An 18,719-nucleotide genomic window follows, 5' to 3' on the forward strand; every position below is an offset into this window, starting at 1 on the left:
AACAGAGCGCTACACCCCACTGAAATAACTCATATTTTTGCCTGCACCAACCCAATACTTGGATGAATTTTAAAAAAGATTCACTATACGCTCACCCTGTCGAGTCCCTAGAAGGCTTCCAATTCGACGCGGCGGTAACGGCAGTATTTCCCGACATGATTCAACGCTCCGTGCCCGGTTACCGTTCCATTATTTCGGCTATCGGTTTGTTGGCGGGGCGCTTCGCGCAAGCAAATAGCCTCTGCTATGACCTAGGTTGCTCGCTCGGTGCGGCAACACTGGCAATGCGTCATCAAATCGAATCACCTGACTGTCGCATTGTTGCTGTTGATAATTCGGAAGCGATGATCGAACGCTTTAAAAAAATATTGGCGAATGACACCTCTCCAATCGAAGTCGAACCCCGTTGCGAAGATATCCGTGAAACACGACTGGAAAACGCATCGGTTGTGGTCTTGAACTTCACGTTACAATTCATACCTATTGAAGACCGAAGCGAATTTCTCCGCAACATCTATCAGGCCCTATTACCGGGCGGCATTTTGATTTTGTCCGAGAAATTAAAATTCGACGACCCTCGCCAACAGCAATTGCAAACCGAAATGCATCACGCGTTTAAAAAAGCGCAAGGATACAGCGACTTGGAAATCAGCCAAAAGCGGACCGCATTAGAAAACGTATTGATTCCCGAAACTTTTTCTTGCCACCGGCAACGCTTACTAAAAGCAGGCTTCAATAGTGCCGAGGTCTGGTTTCAATATTTCAATTTCGCCTCGATAATCGCACTCAAATGATTGATTATCAAATACTTTACCAAACATTAAGGGACCATGGCGCGGACGCCTGGGCCGACATCCTGCCGGAACAATTACAGTCGGCATTCAACCCGACTCGGCACGGCCAGTTGACTCGCTGGCTCCAAGCCATAGACGACTTGCCTGAGTTATCTCTCTCGCAGCGCGTTTTTAATGAAGATACCGTCAAAATCGGCACTGCTAGCGATTTAGGCGATATTTCCCGCGAGCAATTAACAACCGTATTAAAAACATTCAGCCCTTGGCGAAAAGGACCTTACGACTTATTCGGCATTGATATCAATACGGAATGGCGCTCCGACTGGAAATGGAATCGATTGAAAGCCCATATCAGTCCACTAAAAAAGCGTTTGGTGCTCGATGTAGGTTGCGGGAACGGCTATCATGGCTGGCGAATGCTCGGCGCCGGCGCGGATCTTGTGGTCGGTATCGATCCGTTAATGTTAAATGTGATGCAGTTTCACCTCATCAAAAAACTGGCCGGTGATGCGAGGCACTACGTGTTGCCGATGGGCATCGAACAAATACCGAACGGTTTAAATGCTTTCGACACGGTATTTTCCATGGGCGTGCTCTATCATCGCCGCTCGCCTATCGATCATTTGCTGGAATTAAAAGATTGCCTTAGACCCGGCGGCGAATTAATTCTCGAATCGCTGGTCGTCGACGGCGGACCGAATGAGGTATTGCTGCCGGAGCACCGCTATGCTCATATGCGCAATGTTTGGTTTATACCCAGCTGTGAAGCGCTGCAAGGATGGCTAAAACGCTGCGGTTTCAGCAACATCAGATTAATCGATGTCACGGTAACAAGCACGGAAGAACAACGCAGCACCGACTGGATGGATTTTAAATCTCTCAAGGATTTTCTCGACCCGAACGACCCGAGCTTAACGCTAGAAGGCCACCCAGCCCCCAAACGAGCCATTTTCATCGCGGAAAAATAACCAACAACCGATTTCCCCCCTTATTAGCATAAGTATCTACACATCTTTATTATTCAAAATCAATCTGTTATAAAGTTTCTTCTGGTTTTTTATGAAGATAGGGACTAAAAATTGATGTTTTTAGTCTACTTTTTTATCCTAGATTACAGAAAAATTAACTTAACTAATTGTTTTGTAAAGCTGAAAACTTGTGTAGATACCTATGCCTTATTAGTGAGAATCACTCAACCTAACGCTCAAAAAACCTGGCAATCGCTTTAATAATACTCATCGTAGATGAAAATCCGGCCTCGGCGCGCCCGTTAAAGGACGCCGTAAATACGCCCATGTAGGCTCTATGCCAGCGCCATGCTGGCAAAGCCTTTACCGAGCACCCCTCCGGCACTGCCGAAATTTGAAGTGCGAAAGGTATAAAAGCGCTGGGCGTTTGGTGAGGGTAGAGAAAGACCGCATGCCGGTCGACTCTTTCCTCTTTCCTCTTTCCTCTTTCCTCTTTCACCGCTTACCGCTTACCGCTTACCGCTTACCGCTTACCAAGGCATTATCTGCCGGCAACGATACCATGCCGGATGTTTGCTGCTATTTCTTACAAATGACACTCCAAGCTGCAAGCCAAACTTGCGATTGATAGGCATCGATGTCCTTCGGAAGACTGCCGGACAAGGCCATGCGGAGCGTTTGATTGATGATCCCGAAAAAAAAGGTATAAGCCAGTATAGGCTCGATATTTTTGATTTCCTCAGCCTTAATCCCGGCCTGAAGGATTTTTATGATCTTGATGAAGGGCGGTGTTTCCATGAAAGGCTTTTGCTCGGGCAAAAATTCGCGAACCTTAATGACTAACAGAAACTGCATCACATCAGGCGCTTCCTGAGTTAATCTAAACAAAAGACCGACGACTTCTCGCAATTGCTCGGAAGGCTTGGCATTTCGGCGTCGAATATCATCGATCGAAATACTCAGACTATCGATAATATTCGCGTATAAGGCTTCGGCTATCGCTTGCTTGTTTTTGAAACATTGATACAGACCACTGGTTGTCTTGATACCGGCCGCTTCGGCAATATCACCGAGAGACGTATTGAAATACCCCTTCTCGGCGAAAAGCTTTAAAGCCGCCAAGAGAATTTCATCCTGAGTGTCCAATTTATTTTTGTTATTTTCTATTTCCTTTTCCATTTTCACTTTTTACAGCAATATCATTATGCTGCCTTTATTAAAGTTAATGATTCGTATCGTTTCGACAATTCATTCGAGAACCTGCGGGGCATGGCATGGCAAGGCTGATTAATCCCGATATTACTCACCGAAAAGTTACATAAAATTCTGTGCACTTCAAACGACCCTGTTTGCGATTATTATGACTATGTACTTCATTCGACGCTTAAAGGAAAATCATCGATAAACTGCGTCGGAAACCGTCACTCGAGAGCAGACGAAAAAGCGGTCGTTAAGTTTATATACCCATCGCAAATCAAAATACGCCAAAAAACTTCGAAGACGGCTGTTCGAATTATCATATCCCATACTAAAATAAGGTTTTAAATTAAACATCAAACAGTTGTTTATTACAACATTCTAGTTTCGATCCGCTACATTAATAGTGAATAGATTGTTTTTTAAGGAACGAGCATGAAATAACTTCGACGACTGTTAGAAGGGGGTTCGGTGGCTCGATTGACAGGTGTCGGCGGCAGGAATAGCCGCCGTCAAGCCTACATGGACGTATTCACGGCGTCCTGTCAAGCGAGTTACCGAACCGCCCCAAAGCCTACTATTTGTATAAGTTATTTTGTGCATATTCCTAACCCTCTCCAAACACACTCCATGCGGCTTTCAAATAATTAATCATCGACCATAACGTCAATATCGCCGCCAGATACAGCAACACATATCCGGATGTCTTAACGGGGATACCGATGACATCCTGTCCGTACAATAAAAACCCGATCGCGGTCATTTGCGCGGTGGTTTTCCATTTACCCAATTGCGAAACTTTGACTTTAGCGCGCTGCCCCAATTCCGCCATCCATTCGCGTAACGATGCAATCGTAATTTCGCGCCCGATAATAATTGCCGCAGGTAAAGCTAAATAAGGCGAACCGTCTTGTTGTACAATCAAAACCAGCACAATCGCCACCATCAATTTATCCGCAACCGGATCCAAAAAAGCACCGAACGGTGTTTCCAAACTCATCTTACGAGCCAAATAACCATCCAACCAATCAGTGATACCGGCCAAAATAAAAATGATTGTCGAAGCCAAGTTGGCATATTCCCAAGGCAGATAAAACACCACTGCAAGCAACGGAATTAAAACAATTCTCAGCAAAGTCAGATAGGTCGGAAGATTAAATTTAATGGCCATTTGGGTTATGAAATTGTTCGTAAATTCGTTGCGCCAAGTCCTTACTAATGCCTGCCACACTCGCCAAAGCATCCGCGCTAGCACCGGCAACGCCTTGCAAACCGCCGAATTGTTTTAATAATAATTGCCGGCGTTTCGGCCCCAACCCTGGAATATCCTCCAAAACGGATTGTTTTTTGGTCTTGCCTCGCCGCTGCCGGTGCCCGGTAATTGCAAATCGGTGTGCTTCGTCGCGAATATGTTGAATCAACAACAACCCCGACGCGCCGGGAGTTACATCCAAAGGCTGCGACTGATCGGTCAAAAGTAGTTTTTCCATACCGGCTTTCCTATCCGGACCTTTGGAAACGCCGACTATCATAACATTGTTTATCTCTAAATCCGCCAATGCCTTTTTCGCTTCGGCAACTTGCCCTTTGCCGCCATCGATAAACAAAATATCGGGTGCCTCATGTTCGCCTTGCTTGAGCCGTTTATAACGCCGGGCAACCGCCTGATGAATTGCCGCATAATCGTCGCCGGGCGTCACACCCTCGATATTGAAACGCCGGTAAGCCGATTTTACCGGCCCTTCCCTGTCGAACACAACACACGAGGCTACAGTTTGATCGCCCTGGGTATGACTAATATCGAAACATTCGAGGCGCTTCGGCAATTCCCGGCAACCCAATTCTTCCTGAAGGCTCAAAAAACGCGCATAAATACCTTGCCGATCAGCCAACTTGCTTTGCAACGAATGCTCGGCATTGACCAATGTCATTTGTAACCATTTTTGGCGTTCGCCGCGTACCTTCGATGTAATCGTAACGGCATGTTTGGCATAAGCTGCCAGAACTTCAGCCAATAAGCCGGCCTCTTCCGGCTCGTGACTGACGATCAATTCGTAGGGCACCGTCTTGTCGAGATAATATTGTGCGATAAACGCCTGCAAAATTTTGCCGGGCTCATCTTGATCGGACAATTTCGGAAAAAACAACTTATTGCCGAGATTCTGGCCCTTGCGAATAAAAAACACCTGAACGCATGCGACACCGGCTCGCGTAGCACAGGCAACGATATCGACATCGCCCCGCTCGCCATGCACAAAATGCTTTTCCAGAATCAAACGTAAACGTGCGATTTGATCCCGAAAATCCGCCGCTTTTTCAAAATCCAAGGCCGCCGACGCATTTTCCATTTTTTCGATCAAACGACCGATCAGTAACTCGCCGTTTCCTTCCAAAAATAAAATACTGTTTTCGACATCGACCGCATAGTTGCTTGTATCGATCAAGTCGACACACGGCGCGGTGCAGCGTTTGATCTGATGCTGTAAACAGGGGCGCGTTCGATTGCGATAGTAAGAATCTTCGCATTGCCGAACCGGAAATATTTTTTGCAATAATTTTAGCGTTTCCTTAACCGCTCCGGCGCTCGGATATGGCCCGAAATATTGCCCCTTTTTCTTTTTCGCGCCTCGATGAAAAGTAATTCGCGGAAAATCCTGTTCGGTAGAAATAAAGATATAAGGATAGGATTTATCGTCCCGCAAACAAATGTTATAGCGAGGCATGAAACGCTTGACCAGTTGGCTTTCCAGCAACAAGGCTTCGCCTTCGGAACTCGTCACCATCACTTCGATCGACGCCAACTGCGCGATCATCGCCTGCTGTTTAGGCGATGCGCTCTGCGTACGAAAGTAACTCGACACGCGGTTCTTCAGGTTCTTGGCCTTTCCTATATAAATGATTTCGCCTTTTTCATTCAGCATTTTATAAATCCCCGGCCGGCCGGTCAGGGTTTTCAGAAAGGCGGCTACATCAAATTCGGCAACAGGCACGGCAACACTCAACGATCGAAAATTCCAGCGATACTACGAAAAACATCGTGAAACATTTCCTCGGTCAAACGCTTGGTTTGCACGTTATAACGGCTGGAATGATAAGAATCAACCAGATATCGCGAATTAGGCAAACGATGCAAGCGATTATGGCCGAAGGGTGCGTCTTTTAATTTTAGACCGCAGGCTTTCAAGACGGCCTGATGCGCGATACTGCCCAACGCCAAAATGACCGTTCCTTCACGCAATTGCGCTATTTCGGCGTTTAAATATCGATTGCAGGTATTGATTTCCAAACCGGTCGGTTTATTTTGCGGCGGCAGGCATTTAACGGCATTGGTGATTCGGCAAGCGGTTAAAACCAATCCATCCTCTTGGCCTTCTGAAATGGGGCGATTACTGTAACCGAATTGGTATAACGCTTGGTACAACAAGATTCCGGCATAATCGCCGGTAAAGGGGCGCCCCGTTGCATTCGCGCCATGCATGCCCGGCGCCAACCCGACCACCAACAATTTCGGTTGTTCGTCGCCGAACGGAGCAACCGGCCGAGCATGATAATCGGGGTACTTGCGTTTCACCTCGCACAAAAAATCGTCCAAGCGTCCGCAATCCCTGCAATCTTGATTGAAAATTTGGCTAGAAGCCATCGATTTGATTGAACAAAACAGGGGATTTTACTTTATTTTGAATTATACCCTTTGCTAGTCAAATTTCGGCGTCGGGGTGCCGAATTTTGATCTACGATGGGTATATCCACTATTTTCAATCATAACAGCTCCACTCATAGAGTGCCTTATTCCCCGGCGATCGACATGCGCTCGATCAATACCGAACCGGTGCGGACGTTGCCTCGATAATCAACGTCATTACCGACCGCGACGAGATTTTTAAACATATCCTTCAAATTTCCGGCAATCGTAATTTCCTCGACCGGGTATTGAATTTCGCCGTTCTCGACCCAGAACCCGGCCGCGCCGCGCGAATAATCGCCAGTCACCATTTTAACGCCCTGCCCCATCAATTCGGTTACGAGCAAGCCGGTGTCGAGTTTTTTCAGCATGCCTTGAAAATCGTCAGGCCCGGTCTCTACGGTAAGATTATGCACGCCGCCGGCATTTCCCGTGCTTTCTAGACCGAGTTTCTTCGCCGAATAAGTACTCAGCACATAGTCCTTTAAAATACCGTCCGCAACGATGTCCCGAGTCCTGGTTTTGACGCCTTCGGCATCGAAAGCAGCGCTGCCGAGAGCACCAACCAAATAAGGCTGCTCGTGAATATGTATGAATTCCGGAAATATCCGTGTATCCAACGCATTGAGTAAAAACGACGATTTACGGTATAAGTTACCGCCGCTAATTGCGCCGATTAGCGATCCGAACAAGCTGGAAGCCACTTCAGCCGAATACAAAACCGGACATTGCCGCGTGCTCAAACTACGCCCTTGCAAACGCCTGATCGTCCTTTCGGCCGCTTTTCTGCCGATGGAGTCGACTGCCTCGAGCAAGTCTGGATTCCTGGCAACGCTATACCAATAATCGCGCTGCATACTGTCGCCGCGCTGTCCTAATACTGCGCAACTAATCGAGTGACGGCTCGATTCGGCCCCCTTCAAGAAACCTAAACTATTGCCCAAAACCCGAATGCCTTGATGACTGGTGACCGTCGCGCCTTCCGAATTCGTAATTTCGGTTGAATAAGAACGCGCGGCATCTTCGCAGGCTATCGCCAACTCGATCGCACGATCCGCCGCGAGAGACCAAGGATGAAATAGATCTAAGTCGGGAAATTCGGTCGCAAGCCAGTCTTGCTCGGGTAATCCTGCGTATGGATCTTCGCTGCCATAGCGTGCGAAACTACATGCGGCGGTCACCGTTTCCTTGATCGAAGCATTGGATAGATCGGTGGTACTCGCCGAACCTTTACGCTGTCCGAAATAAACGGTTACGCCCAAGCCTTGATCGCGATGATGTTCTATCGTTTCGACATCACCCAAACGCGCCGTCACCGACAAGCCGCTATCGACACTCAAACCCGCTTCCGCAGCGGTTGCGCCCTGCAGCTTCGCTTCATCTAAAATGCTTTGGACCAAATTTTCCAATCGACTGATTTCTTCTCGGTTTTGCAAAATAATTCTCTACTTAAAATTAAATCTATAGTAAGCGGTCAACAGTGAGCGGTAAGGAGGTAAGTATTCAGTCCCTCTCTTTGAAAAAGAGGGGCTAGGGGAGATTTTTTAAATAAGTCCCCCTCAATCCCCCTTTTTCAAAGGGGGAGGCCAACAATTGCGACTGAATGGCGGTAATTTGCCAACGGGGTCTGAATACTTACGTAAGGAGAGCAATAGAAATAGCCCTCTTAGGAATTCAAACGCCGCACTGGCAAGGAAGCCGGAGCACAGGCTTGTCTCAAGAACAACGACCCGTTAACTGCTTACCGCTTACTGCTTACTGTTTACCGCTTACTGTTCACCAATCACCAACCATCAAATACTCGTACCGCCGACCGTCAACGCGTCGACTTTCAAGGTCGGCTGGCCGACGCCGACCGGCACGCTTTGCCCATCCTTCCCGCAGGTTCCGACGCCGCTGTCGAGTTCCAAATCGGTACCGACCATCGACACTCGAGTCAGGACATCCGGCCCATTGCCGATTAACGTCGCACCTTTTACGGGGCGCGTCAATTGGCCGTCCTCGATAAGATAGGCCTCGCTGGCTGAAAACACGAATTTTCCCGAGGTGATATCGACCTGTCCGCCACCGAAATTTTTCGCATACAAACCTTTTTTGACCGAGCGGATGATTTCTTCAGGATCGTGCGGCCCCGGCAACATATAGGTGTTGGTCATGCGCGGCATCGGCAAATGCGCGTAAGATTCGCGCCGGCCGTTACCTGTCGGGGATACGCCCATCAGCCTGGCATTTAATCTATCCTGCATGTAGCCTTTCAATATGCCGTTTTCAATCAAAACGGTTTTTTCGGTAGGCGTGCCTTCATCGTCGATACTCAATGAGCCGCGACGTCCCTCGAGCGTACCGTCATCGACCACGGTACACAAATCGGATGCCACTCTTTCGCCGACACGTCCGCTAAAGGCCGATGTGCCTTTGCGGTTAAAATCGCCTTCCAAACCATGCCCAATGGCTTCATGCAATAGGATACCTGGCCAACCCGACCCCAAGACTACAGTCATGCTGCCGGCCGGCGCATCAACGGCATCCAGATTAACCAACGCCTGCCGAACCGCTTCTCGGCCGTACTCCAATGCTTTATCCTGGTTTACGAACATACCGTAATCGCAACGTCCGCCGCCGCCCATGCTACCCTGCTCGCGGCGTCCGTTCTCTTCGACGATGACACTCACGTTCATACGGACCAACGGACGGATGTCGGCAGCCAATGAACCGTCTTGATTAGCGACTAAAACACTATCATGAACACCGACCAGGCTGATAATCACTTCTTCAATGCGACTATCGAGCTTGCGGGTCTCTCGGTCAACCTTATGTAACAAATCGACCTTTTGCTGATCCGCTAGAGATTTGAGCGGGTTAACAGGATGGTAATATCGAGGCCAGCCGGCTTGCTTGGCGATGGCCGTACGCGCATTTTGTCCTTGCCGGACGATCGCTTTGACATTACCGGCCGCTTCGAGCAAGACCGGCAATTCAAGTTTATCGCTATAGGCGAATCCGGTTTTCTCACCGACGACGGCACGCACGCCGGCACCTTGTTCGATATTATGACTGCCCTCTTTGATGATGCCGCTTTCCATAATCCAGGATTCGTAATGACTGGATTGAAAATAGATATCGGCGGCGTCGACCGGAACACTGAGCAAACTGCTCATGACTCGCTCGATATCTTTTTCCTGCAAGCCTGCCGGCGCAAGAATCGTTTGTTTCGCTATATTTAAAATTTCCATACTGTTTATTATTGCCGTTGATGTTTCGGTATGCCGTCTCGCAATTTCTCATAGAGCATCTGCAGCAACCGTTCTGGCCCGTCTTTTTTATTGTCCTCGAGCGGCTCTGGCGCACCTGGTATGGACGGATTTTTTTCATCTTGTTCAGTCACGATATCCGCAGTAATTTCCGTCGTGGACTGTCCTTCGGATAACTGCAACGAATAAATTCGCTCGATATAATCGTCGTCTCTAAATAACCACCCCAAAAAACCTTTCGCCTCGTTGTCGTCGGGATCGAAGCGGACGTAGTAATAACCCGCATCGCGGTCCCTATCGGTAATTTCGATGCGTTGCTGATTTAGGACTAATTCCATTATGAACCAAGCTTTTTCAAAAGGTTCTTTGATGATCAGCTTGGTTCGTAGCGCCGATTGTTCGATCGCAACTTTATCGCCTAAGCCTTGTTGAATCGATAAGGTTGTCAACACAGGATCAACCGATTTTTGTAAGCTTTGCTCGCTTAAAGCGCCCTCGAATTCCGGCGGCCGCTCCAGGTGCAAGGTATCCCGATAACGGACTTCAGTTTCGGAACAGCTCACCAGAACCGCCGGCCACAACAACACGCCGCAAAATTTAACGATGGTTCTATTCGATGGCATCATGACATTTAAAGCAATGTAACCGTAAAAATTGATTTTTCAATAATATTCTCGCTAAGTATTTAGCCGTACATATACCTTTCGCACTTCAAATTTCGGCAGTGTCTAAGAAGGCACCGGGGGCATGCACATCAAGCTAAAAACGGCCAACCTGCATCACCTTCTTTCCCAAGCTAGAGCTCACTGCCATTAAGTTAAGGATTTTTCCGTTCGCCCTGAGCCTGTCGAAGGGTGAATGGAAAAATCCTGGGTCGATAAGTTAAGCCGTCCATGGTTCGACAGGCTCACCACGAACGGCTTAACTTAATGGCAGTGCAAGCTAGAGCTTGGGTAACAGCATAAAATTAAGCGATGATCATAATTCCTATCAGTTCACCGCTAACTGCTTACCGAAAACCAATCGAAATTTAAATTTTCCGGTGCTGTAAAGCGGGGAAAGACAATCGAACTTTTTCCAAGCGTTCGTGGTCGATATCGGCGCAAACGAAGCCGCCGCCATTCTTATGACAACCTAAAACCACACCCCACGGATCGACAATCATCGAATGCCCGAAAGTTTTACGACCGTTAATATGAAAGCCGCCCTGATTCGGCGCAATGACATAGCATAAGTTTTCGATCGCTCGCGCTCTCAATAAGACTTCCCAATGCGCGGCACCGGTTTGTGCAGTAAACGCCGAAGGTACCAACAAAATTTCGGCGCCTTTCGCCACCAAATTACGGTAAAGTTCGGGAAAGCGCAGATCATAGCAAACCGACAGCCCCAACCTACCGAAAGGTGTATCGACAACAACCGGATCATATCCGGGCTCAATCGAATTCGATTCGCGGTATTCTTCCTCGGTATCGGGCACGCTGACATCGAATAGATGCATTTTGTCGTAACGCGCAACGCGCTCGCCACGGTCGTTATAAACTAGGCAGGCAGCTCTGACTTTGTTATCGTTATCGCCAGCCAACGGAATCGTTCCACCGACAACCCAAACTTTGTATTTGAGTGCGGTCGACGCTAAAAAATCTTGTATCGGACCATTCCCGTCGACTTCCTTGACCGTTAACTTATCGGTCTCGTTTTCACCCATCAAGGCAAAGTTTTCCGGCAACACAACCAATTTCGCTCCGGCATTTACCGCTTCGCCGATTAATTTATCGGCTTCTAAAAGATTCGCCCCCACATTGGGACTCGATGCCATTTGTATGGCGGCACATTTACTCATTTAAAGACTCTTGTTTTAATTTTTATTCAGTTTAATTTTTATTCAGAATCGCTCAATGCATAACGATGCGTTGATGTTTTCGTTCAATACTTACCCTTATGAACATTATACCTTTCGCACTTCAAGCCTGGGCGATGCTTAAAAAGGTAATGGGTTCACGACGTCCTTTGACAAGCAACCCGGTGCCGAATTTTGATCTACGATGGGTATAACTACCCTGTTTTTATACTCCGCGTATACCGGGAAGTCCTTAATCGCTATTTTCCGTCCACGGAAAATCGGTAAGCCCTTGCCAGGTTTTGTTAAACAAACCGTCGCCTTCACGCAAAGGAATTATTTGCGGTTCTTCCCAAGAACCTATGATTCGATATTGAGACCCGAAAAAAAAGCCCTCCTGGTAATCTTTCGTCACCGCCTTGGCAATCAAACCGGCTAAACGGCCGACAATTGTACCAGCAATGGGAACCGCATCGGAACTTTTAGGCACGACCCGAACTTGTTGATCCAGCGTTTTATCGTTCAAATTGGCGTTCCCGGAAAGCGTTATTTTGGCCGGCACGGCGTCGACTTCTAAATTTGCGGTACTGGCAATGCCATCGGCTAAATGGATACGTCCCTTGATACTATTGAAGGTTAACCCTTCCTCGTAAACATCGCGAAAATTCAATTGCAATCGTTTAACCCACTGTGAAAACGCTATGATACCCAATACCCGCCCTAATCCAGGTTCTATGCTGAGCAATCTACCGTCCTTTAACTCGATATCCACTTTACCTCGCAAGCGCTCCAATGAAAATTGATAAGGAGCCCCATTCCAATTTAGATCGAGTTTTGCGGCAATACGGGTTTCTTTCATACTTTCATAAAGCCCTAACTCATTAAGCAACCGACCGAACTGCCGGCCGTCGAAAGTACCTTTTAACTCAGTTGTAGAGCCCAATCCTTGATTGATCCAACGCCCGGTCAGATTCATTGTTTCATTTCTATCGGAAACTGTAAGTCGATGAAAATGCAAGCCTTTAGGTATGCGTACGGTTCGCAACACCAATCGCCCGATATCGCTTGAGCGCCAAATCACTTTTTCGCTGTCGATATCGAATAACGGCAACTTTTCCGCGAGGTTATCGGTACCGCCTTCCAATTTAATGCGGCTCATCGCCGTCAGATCGATAAACTCCATGGTCATCCGTATGCTATCCTCACCCGACCGGTCAACAGGTATACGCAAATCCCCCTTGGCCGCCGAACTATCGATCTTACCTACCCATACCTTGCCGCTACGAGTCAACATTAAATCCAGACGACCTAAGTCCATGAATTTATTAATTAACTGCCGGGTTTTTACTTTGATTTCGTGTACAGGTATCGGCTTCTCTTTTGCGACACCGCCCCTATCGATAAAACTAAGCCATTCTTCGAGATTCATTTGATCACGATTCGCTTCGAGCTTAATAATCGGGTCATCCGGATAATCCACTACACCGACCCCGAACAGAAAATGCCCCGAATGTAACGCCTGCTCCGCTATCTCAATCTTGAATGCGGCATTCAATTGATTGTCGTAATTTAATCTAACCGGTAATAATCGCTCGTCGCTCAAATCAAAAACGAGCGATAAGGATCGAGACTGGTCTTTACTTTTTGCGAGTCCGTCGGGCAAGGCCAGCGATAAGCCTCTCAAGTCCGAATTGACCGTCAATTGAGTCGTGCGATTGTCATCGCCCGGCAACACCAATTCCAACCGATAGTCGGTATTGCCTTCAACAAGACCCCACCATGGTAGCTTAAATTGATTTTGCAGATCCTCAACGGCACTTTGCCCCACGACTTTAATCGTAGTTTGTTTCGATTCGTTTTCGATATTCACTCGAATCGGGCTCCCCAACGCAACCGCCTGCATATTGTCGGCGAAAAGCCCCTGTTCGTTGAATTTTAAAGTCCCTTTGATGTTGCCTACCGGTAAATCGAATGAATGCACGACGAGGGAGGCATGATCGAACGTCGCTTCGCCATCGACCTTAATCGGTTTCGGCCCTACTAATGGGATATCGAGATCGAGTTTAACAGATGTGTTTCCGGTAGGCGTTATTGCGGCTCGCAACGCCCCAACCGATGAACCGATCGGAGTTTGCTGCAGAAAATCCAACGCGTTAATAATGCTGCCCTCGGCCACGCCGCTGACCAGAAGATTGGGCTCATCATTCAGCATTGGAATAGTTATTTCGGCTTGCCTAATCGAGCAATTTGCAGTTTCGGCTTTTTTGATATCGACCTTGAGCGACGGCCCGTAAAACAACACCTGCGCATCAACTTTGGTCAAATTCGGCCATTCCGGGTCGTAATTCAACGTCATATCGGAAACATCGAACAAGACTTCGAAAACGCCCTGACTTTCAGCAAAGGGGTAACGCTCCAACTCGCCGGAAAACAACAATCCGCCACGCGGAATACTGCCTGAGATAAAAGCGCGGTCTAACCAAGAGAAAGTATCGGGATCGATACTCCCTACCGGAAGGTAATTTTTAACCTGACCAAGATCGGCAACCGAAAAAGTACTCTGTAATTCCAGTACGGGCGAGGCTTCGCTTTTGGGCAGTGTTAAAAACAAGCGGCTAATCGTTGACCCGGCCGGCACATCTAACCGTATTTGTTTGCTGGAAATAATCCAGGCATCGAGCGTTTGCCGCCAGTCGATCCGCCCTTGCAGACGTTCGAACGATAGCGCTTGCCGAAAAACCCCATCCGGCGCTAACTGCGATTGGCCGGTAGTCAATTGCACCATGCCCTGCTCATCATTGCCGCGGATATATCCAGTTAAACCGGAAAACCCGGGAAAGGAATCGAACCCGGCAAATCCTAAATCGGAAAATAGACCATCGGCGGCAAAGCGCTGACTGTCAATATCGATAAAAAGCGTAAAATCTTCCACATTTCCGGACAACTTGAGTGCCGTCAAACGTTCCGTCTGTTCAACCGGCAATAAACCTGGCCAAGCCACCAACTCGGAAATATTCATCATATCCAGACGATGCGCCGACAACGCCAAACGCTTGAACGCATTCTCTGTATCTCGCTCAACAGCCAAACTAAACTGCGTATCGGTCCAAGGCCGCCGAGTACCTTCGACAGCCAATCGAGCAACATCCAGAACCAAACGTCGGCCATCATCGCGCCACCTAAAGAGCGTTTCGAGTCTATCCAGCACTAAAGCATTCTTTGCCTTGAACTGCAATACCACGCGCGACAGATTAATCTCCGCGACCGCTTCGGATAATTGACTTTTTTGCCAATGCGTCCAAAGCTTAAGATCGCCAACCCCGGATTCAATACTAATATCCGATAGCGATTCGCCCGCCATAATCTCGGCCAAGTCAACTCCGGTTCCCTCAAAATACAATTTGCCGTCTATATTACCGGGTTCGAAAAAGTTGCCATTCAATTCCATCGACACGCGCAATGTATGGCCTAAGTTTTCGGGTAAGCCCGTTAGCAGATGAATTTGATGTCGGTCACCATCGTTTTTGATTACCAAATCGACTCGTTCAAATTGAATGGGTTTGCCGCCACGCATTTCGTCTTGCCAAGCGATACGACTATGCAACAGCTCAAACTTCCCTCCCTGCAGCAACCACAACGGATAATCGGTTTCGCCGCCGGCTTGTAAACCGCCTAGTGTAAAACTACCATCCGGTTTTCGCTGTATCGACACATCGGCACCTACGATCGAGATCCAAGATGCCCCCCAAAGTTCTCGGGTCCAAAGAACACGCCATAAACTAATATTTAAGCGAATCTCTTCAAAATTAACCGGGGTAGAAGAGCGCTGCCCATCCTCAGCCAACACCTTGATATCTTTTAGCATTAACGTCGGCGTAATGCCTCTCATACCGGTCTTTATTCGGCCAATTTCAACCGGGGCATCAATGAGCGCCCCAATTTCTCTCTCTAATTCGAACTTATAACTTTCCAGCCCGCTCATTAATAAACGGACTGCCGTCAAGCCTAATGCCGAAGCAATCAAAGACCCAAAAAGCAGAATTCGCGTGGCCCGCGTAATGTGATGAATCACTTAGCTAAAAACTCGTTAATGCGATATTGAAAAACTACATGAGTCGTTTGAAAAATAAAAAGTATTCAAGGCATTTCCTGATTAGCAAGTTTCTTCAGCTAAAGCCCAAAGATCAACATATCCCTAGCAAGACGGGGTTCGCAAGCCATGCGCGTCAAGCTAAAAACGGCCAACCCACATCACGCTATTTCCCAAGCTCCAGCTTGGGAAAGACACCCCGGAAGCTAGAGCTTCCTGAACAGGTTATCCAAGCTGGAGCTTGGGTAACAGCATATTTTAGTTTTTGCGACTACGACTGGTCACTGCTCGGACACTTGGCTTCGGCAAACTGAAGCATCTTGATAATCAGGAGGCATTTTGTATGAATAACTCAATCAACATCAACCGAAATCATAACAACACGACGTCATATTGTTCCTGATTATATTCGCCCTCGGCCCTGAATTTAATCTGAATATTCAAAAACGCTTCGAGTTCCGCAAGCATATCGGCCTCCTCATCTAGCAACATTTCGACTACCTCGTTCGAGGCCAACACCATCAGCTTCTTTACCTTATATTGCCGAACTTCGCGGATAATTTCGCGAAATATCTCCAGACATACTGTTTCGGCGGTTTTCAGAACACCGCGCCCGCCGCAAGCCGAACAGGGTTCGCACAAAATATGTTCGAGACTTTCCCGAGTCCTTTTACGGGTCATTTCGACCAAGCCGAGCGTGGAAACCTCGGTAATCTTGGTCTTCGCATTATCCTTTTCCAAATGCCGCTCCAAGGCTTGCAAGACTTGTTTGCGATGCTCATGGCTCTGCATATCGATGAAGTCGATAATGATGATGCCGCCTAAATTTCTCAATCGTAGTTGGCGAGATATCGTCTGAGCCGCCTCCAAATTGGTCTTAAAAATCGTCTCCTCAAGATTACGCCCGCCGACATAACTGCCGGTATTGACGTCGACCGTCGTCATCGCCTCGGTTTGGTCAAACACCAAGTGCCCCCCTGATTTCAGCATGACTTTACGATCCAACGCGCGCTGAATTTCCTCTTCAACGCTGTATATATCGAAGACCGGACAATCGCCGGTGTAATGCTCGATCACATCGACGATATCAGGTACGAAAATCTTCGCGAATTCGACCAGCTTGAGATAAGTTTCCTTAGAATCGACACGTACCCGCTCGATACCCTCTTTGTATAGATCCCGAAGCGTTCTGACACTCAGCGGTAAGTCTTTGTGAATGAACTGCTTGGGTTGAGCACTGTTGATGCTATCGGAAATCGTTTTCCAGAGTTTGAGAAGAAACGTCATGTCGGAATACAAAACCGCTTCCTCGACGCATTCGGCTGCCGTACGCGCAATAAAGCCTCCGCATTGGTTTTTTTCGCGAAACGATTCGAGACAGGCACGGAGTCTAGCACGCTCAGCATCGCACTCGATCCGTTGGGACACGCCGCAATTATTCGCATAGGGCATGTAGACCTGATAACGCGACGGGATCGAGATTTCCGTGGTCAAGCGCGCGCCTTTCGAACCGATCGGGTCCTTGGTCACTTGCACGACGATATGCTGGCCCTCGTGCAGATAGCTTTCGATATTCGCCGACCCTTTTTTTTCCAAATCTTTACTACATAAATCGGACAAGTGTAAAAAAGCGGCTCTGGACAAACCGATATCGACAAAGGCCGCTTGCATGCCGGGCAACACCCGGCATACTTCGCCTTTATAGATATTACCGACCAAGCCGCGCTGACGACTGCGCTCGATGATCAGTTCCTGCAAAACGCCGTTTTCGACGACGGCGACACGAGTTTCCGGCGGCGTGACATTGATTAAAATTTCTTCACTCATTTGAAAATCGTTATCCCTTGTTTCGCTAAAAGTTCAGCCGTCTCGAACAGCGGCAAGCCCACCACGCCGCTAAAACTGCCGGTAATCGATTTGACGAACACGCTCCCTAAACCCTGAATCGCATAAGCGCCTGCTTTATCGGCCGGTTCCCCGCTTTGCCAATAGCGGTTCATTTCCTCTTCGTTGATGGAGCGAAAAGTCACATCGGTAATACTAACTGCTTGCCAGTGCTCAGACCCTCTAAGCGATATGGCACTAAAGACCTGATGCGTACGTCCCGACAAAAAGCCGAGCATTGCCAGGCAATCGGCCTTATCCTTTGGCTTGCCCATGATCCGTCCGCCCAAGATCACCGCCGTATCGGCGGCCAGAATCGGGAGCCTTGCATCGCTCCGCTCCAACGCCACGGCCGACTTTTCGGCGGCGATGCGTCGAACATAAGACAATGGCGCCTCACCTGAGTAAGGCGTCTCGTCGATATCGACCGGAAACATCTTAAAACTGACTCCGATTTGCGTTAACAGTTCCTGACGACGCGGAGACGCCGAAGCTAAAAGGATTTGCGCACTCATTCGCGGTGATAGGGATGGTTATTTAAAATACTCCAGGCACGATAGATCTGTTCGGCAACGATCACACGTACCAATGGATGCGGAAAAGTCAACTTGGACAGACTCCAGGATTCGCGCGCCAATTGTTTCGCATCATCGGACAACCCTTCGGGTCCGCCGACCAATAAGGCGACATTCCGCCCGCTTTCGAGCCATCGTTTCAAGGCAACCGACAATTCCGGCGTCGACAAAAGCTTCCCGGGGACGTCTAAGGTAACGACATGCGCGTCTTTTGCGATCGCCGCGATCATTTTATCGCCTTCGTCCTTAACTATCCGGGCCGAATCGCTATTTTTCCCCCGCTTGCCCGGCGGGATCTCCTTGAGCACCAATTCGCACTCTCTCGGCAGCCGTTTAGCGTATTCATCATAACCCGCTTGCACCCAAGTCGGCATTTTATTGCCGATAGTAATCAATTGTATTTGCATGCGCGGAGCATACACAGAAGCCCCATAGCGCGCA

At 48.3% G+C, this 18,719-nt stretch carries 15 protein-coding genes; 2 read left to right on the forward strand and 13 right to left on the reverse strand.

The features are described 5' to 3' along the window. Positions 1-62: 62 nt before the first annotated feature. Both cmoA and cmoB read left to right on the forward strand, forming a co-directional pair. Complete coding sequence (gene cmoA / locus EQU24_RS18235; RefSeq protein ID WP_017842186.1) at positions 63-794, forward strand: carboxy-S-adenosyl-L-methionine synthase CmoA; 732 nt, start codon at positions 63-65, stop codon at positions 792-794. After that, positions 791-1,762, forward strand: coding sequence for a tRNA 5-methoxyuridine(34)/uridine 5-oxyacetic acid(34) synthase CmoB (cmoB, locus tag EQU24_RS18240; RefSeq protein WP_017842185.1), 972 nt, complete (start codon positions 791-793; stop codon positions 1,760-1,762). The genes cmoA and cmoB overlap by 4 nt, the downstream gene beginning before the upstream one ends. A 579-nt stretch (positions 1,763-2,341) precedes the next feature. On the opposite strand, the gene EQU24_RS18250 is transcribed toward cmoB, so the two are convergent. The 13 genes from EQU24_RS18250 to rlmH all read right to left on the reverse strand — a co-directional run bounded on the left by EQU24_RS18250 (position 2,342) and on the right by rlmH (position 18,685). Further along, on the reverse strand, positions 2,342-2,941 hold the full coding sequence (locus EQU24_RS18250; RefSeq protein WP_017842183.1) for a TetR/AcrR family transcriptional regulator: 600 nt from the start codon (positions 2,939-2,941) through the stop codon (positions 2,342-2,344). Positions 2,942-3,415: 474 nt separating this feature from the next. After that, on the reverse strand, positions 3,416-3,562 hold the full coding sequence (locus tag EQU24_RS22560; RefSeq protein WP_175421703.1) for a hypothetical protein: 147 nt from the start codon (positions 3,560-3,562) through the stop codon (positions 3,416-3,418). 4 nt (positions 3,563-3,566) lie between these two features. After that, positions 3,567-4,130 (reverse strand): CDP-diacylglycerol--glycerol-3-phosphate 3-phosphatidyltransferase, encoded by a 564-nt coding sequence (gene pgsA, locus EQU24_RS18255; RefSeq protein WP_017842182.1) that lies wholly within the window; start codon positions 4,128-4,130, stop codon positions 3,567-3,569. Further along, positions 4,120-5,949 carry an excinuclease ABC subunit UvrC gene (gene uvrC, locus EQU24_RS18260; RefSeq protein ID WP_235726429.1) on the reverse strand — a complete coding sequence of 610 codons (1,830 nt, stop codon included), beginning with the start codon at positions 5,947-5,949 and terminating at the stop codon, positions 4,120-4,122. The genes pgsA and uvrC overlap by 11 nt, the downstream gene beginning before the upstream one ends. An 8-nt stretch (positions 5,950-5,957) precedes the next feature. Next, a complete protein-coding gene (locus EQU24_RS18265; RefSeq protein WP_017842180.1) occupies positions 5,958-6,599 on the reverse strand; it encodes a uracil-DNA glycosylase in 642 nt (213 codons plus the stop codon). 146 nt (positions 6,600-6,745) lie between these two features. Beyond that, positions 6,746-8,077 (reverse strand): metalloprotease PmbA, encoded by a 1,332-nt coding sequence (pmbA, locus tag EQU24_RS18270; RefSeq protein WP_017842179.1) that lies wholly within the window; start codon positions 8,075-8,077, stop codon positions 6,746-6,748. A gap of 357 nt (positions 8,078-8,434) precedes the next feature. Then, complete coding sequence (gene tldD / locus EQU24_RS18275; protein WP_017842178.1) at positions 8,435-9,874, reverse strand: metalloprotease TldD; 1,440 nt, start codon at positions 9,872-9,874, stop codon at positions 8,435-8,437. A gap of 8 nt (positions 9,875-9,882) precedes the next feature. Beyond that, entirely contained in the window at positions 9,883-10,518 is a 636-nt protein-coding gene (gene bamC, locus EQU24_RS18280) for an outer membrane protein assembly factor BamC (protein WP_017842177.1), read from the reverse strand. Between the two features lie 404 nt (positions 10,519-10,922). Beyond that, positions 10,923-11,732, reverse strand: a complete 810-nt coding sequence (locus EQU24_RS18285; protein WP_017842176.1) for a carbon-nitrogen hydrolase family protein — start codon at positions 11,730-11,732, stop codon at positions 10,923-10,925. A gap of 250 nt (positions 11,733-11,982) precedes the next feature. Beyond that, a complete protein-coding gene (locus tag EQU24_RS18290; protein WP_017842175.1) occupies positions 11,983-15,801 on the reverse strand; it encodes a YhdP family protein in 3,819 nt (1,272 codons plus the stop codon). 390 nt (positions 15,802-16,191) lie between these two features. Continuing rightward, on the reverse strand, positions 16,192-17,646 hold the full coding sequence (gene rng / locus EQU24_RS18300; RefSeq protein WP_017842174.1) for a ribonuclease G: 1,455 nt from the start codon (positions 17,644-17,646) through the stop codon (positions 16,192-16,194). Next, positions 17,643-18,218: a Maf family protein gene (locus EQU24_RS18305; RefSeq protein WP_017842173.1), complete on the reverse strand. Its 576-nt coding sequence runs from the start codon at positions 18,216-18,218 to the stop codon at positions 17,643-17,645. Before EQU24_RS18305 ends, rng begins: the two co-directional genes overlap by 4 nt. Next, the gene (gene rlmH / locus EQU24_RS18310) at positions 18,215-18,685 is read right to left on the reverse strand and encodes a 23S rRNA (pseudouridine(1915)-N(3))-methyltransferase RlmH (RefSeq protein ID WP_026130333.1); all 471 of its coding nucleotides are present in this window, start codon (positions 18,683-18,685) and stop codon (positions 18,215-18,217) included. Before rlmH ends, EQU24_RS18305 begins: the two co-directional genes overlap by 4 nt. Positions 18,686-18,719 lie beyond the last annotated feature (34 nt).

The organism is Methylotuvimicrobium buryatense, assembly GCF_005931095.1.
GTDB classification, from domain to species: domain Bacteria; phylum Pseudomonadota; class Gammaproteobacteria; order Methylococcales; family Methylomonadaceae; genus Methylotuvimicrobium; species Methylotuvimicrobium buryatense.

Bases quoted from the DNA above. Each gene is read 5' to 3' on its own strand.
- cmoA (WP_017842186.1), top strand. From the start codon at position 63: ATGAATTTTAAAAAAGATTCACTATACGCTCACCCTGTCGAGTCCCTA.
- cmoB (WP_017842185.1), top strand. From the start codon at position 791: ATGATTGATTATCAAATACTTTACCAAACATTAAGGGACCATGGCGCG.
- EQU24_RS18250 (WP_017842183.1), bottom strand. From the start codon at position 2,941: ATGGAAAAGGAAATAGAAAATAACAAAAATAAATTGGACACTCAGGAT.
- EQU24_RS22560 (WP_175421703.1), bottom strand. From the start codon at position 3,562: ATGCACAAAATAACTTATACAAATAGTAGGCTTTGGGGCGGTTCGGTA.
- pgsA (WP_017842182.1), bottom strand. From the start codon at position 4,130: ATGGCCATTAAATTTAATCTTCCGACCTATCTGACTTTGCTGAGAATT.
- EQU24_RS18265 (WP_017842180.1), bottom strand. From the start codon at position 6,599: ATGGCTTCTAGCCAAATTTTCAATCAAGATTGCAGGGATTGCGGACGC.
- tldD (WP_017842178.1), bottom strand. From the start codon at position 9,874: ATGGAAATTTTAAATATAGCGAAACAAACGATTCTTGCGCCGGCAGGC.
- bamC (WP_017842177.1), bottom strand. From the start codon at position 10,518: ATGATGCCATCGAATAGAACCATCGTTAAATTTTGCGGCGTGTTGTTG.
- EQU24_RS18285 (WP_017842176.1), bottom strand. From the start codon at position 11,732: ATGAGTAAATGTGCCGCCATACAAATGGCATCGAGTCCCAATGTGGGG.
- rng (WP_017842174.1), bottom strand. From the start codon at position 17,646: ATGAGTGAAGAAATTTTAATCAATGTCACGCCGCCGGAAACTCGTGTC.
- EQU24_RS18305 (WP_017842173.1), bottom strand. From the start codon at position 18,218: ATGAGTGCGCAAATCCTTTTAGCTTCGGCGTCTCCGCGTCGTCAGGAA.
- rlmH (WP_026130333.1), bottom strand. From the start codon at position 18,685: ATGCAAATACAATTGATTACTATCGGCAATAAAATGCCGACTTGGGTG.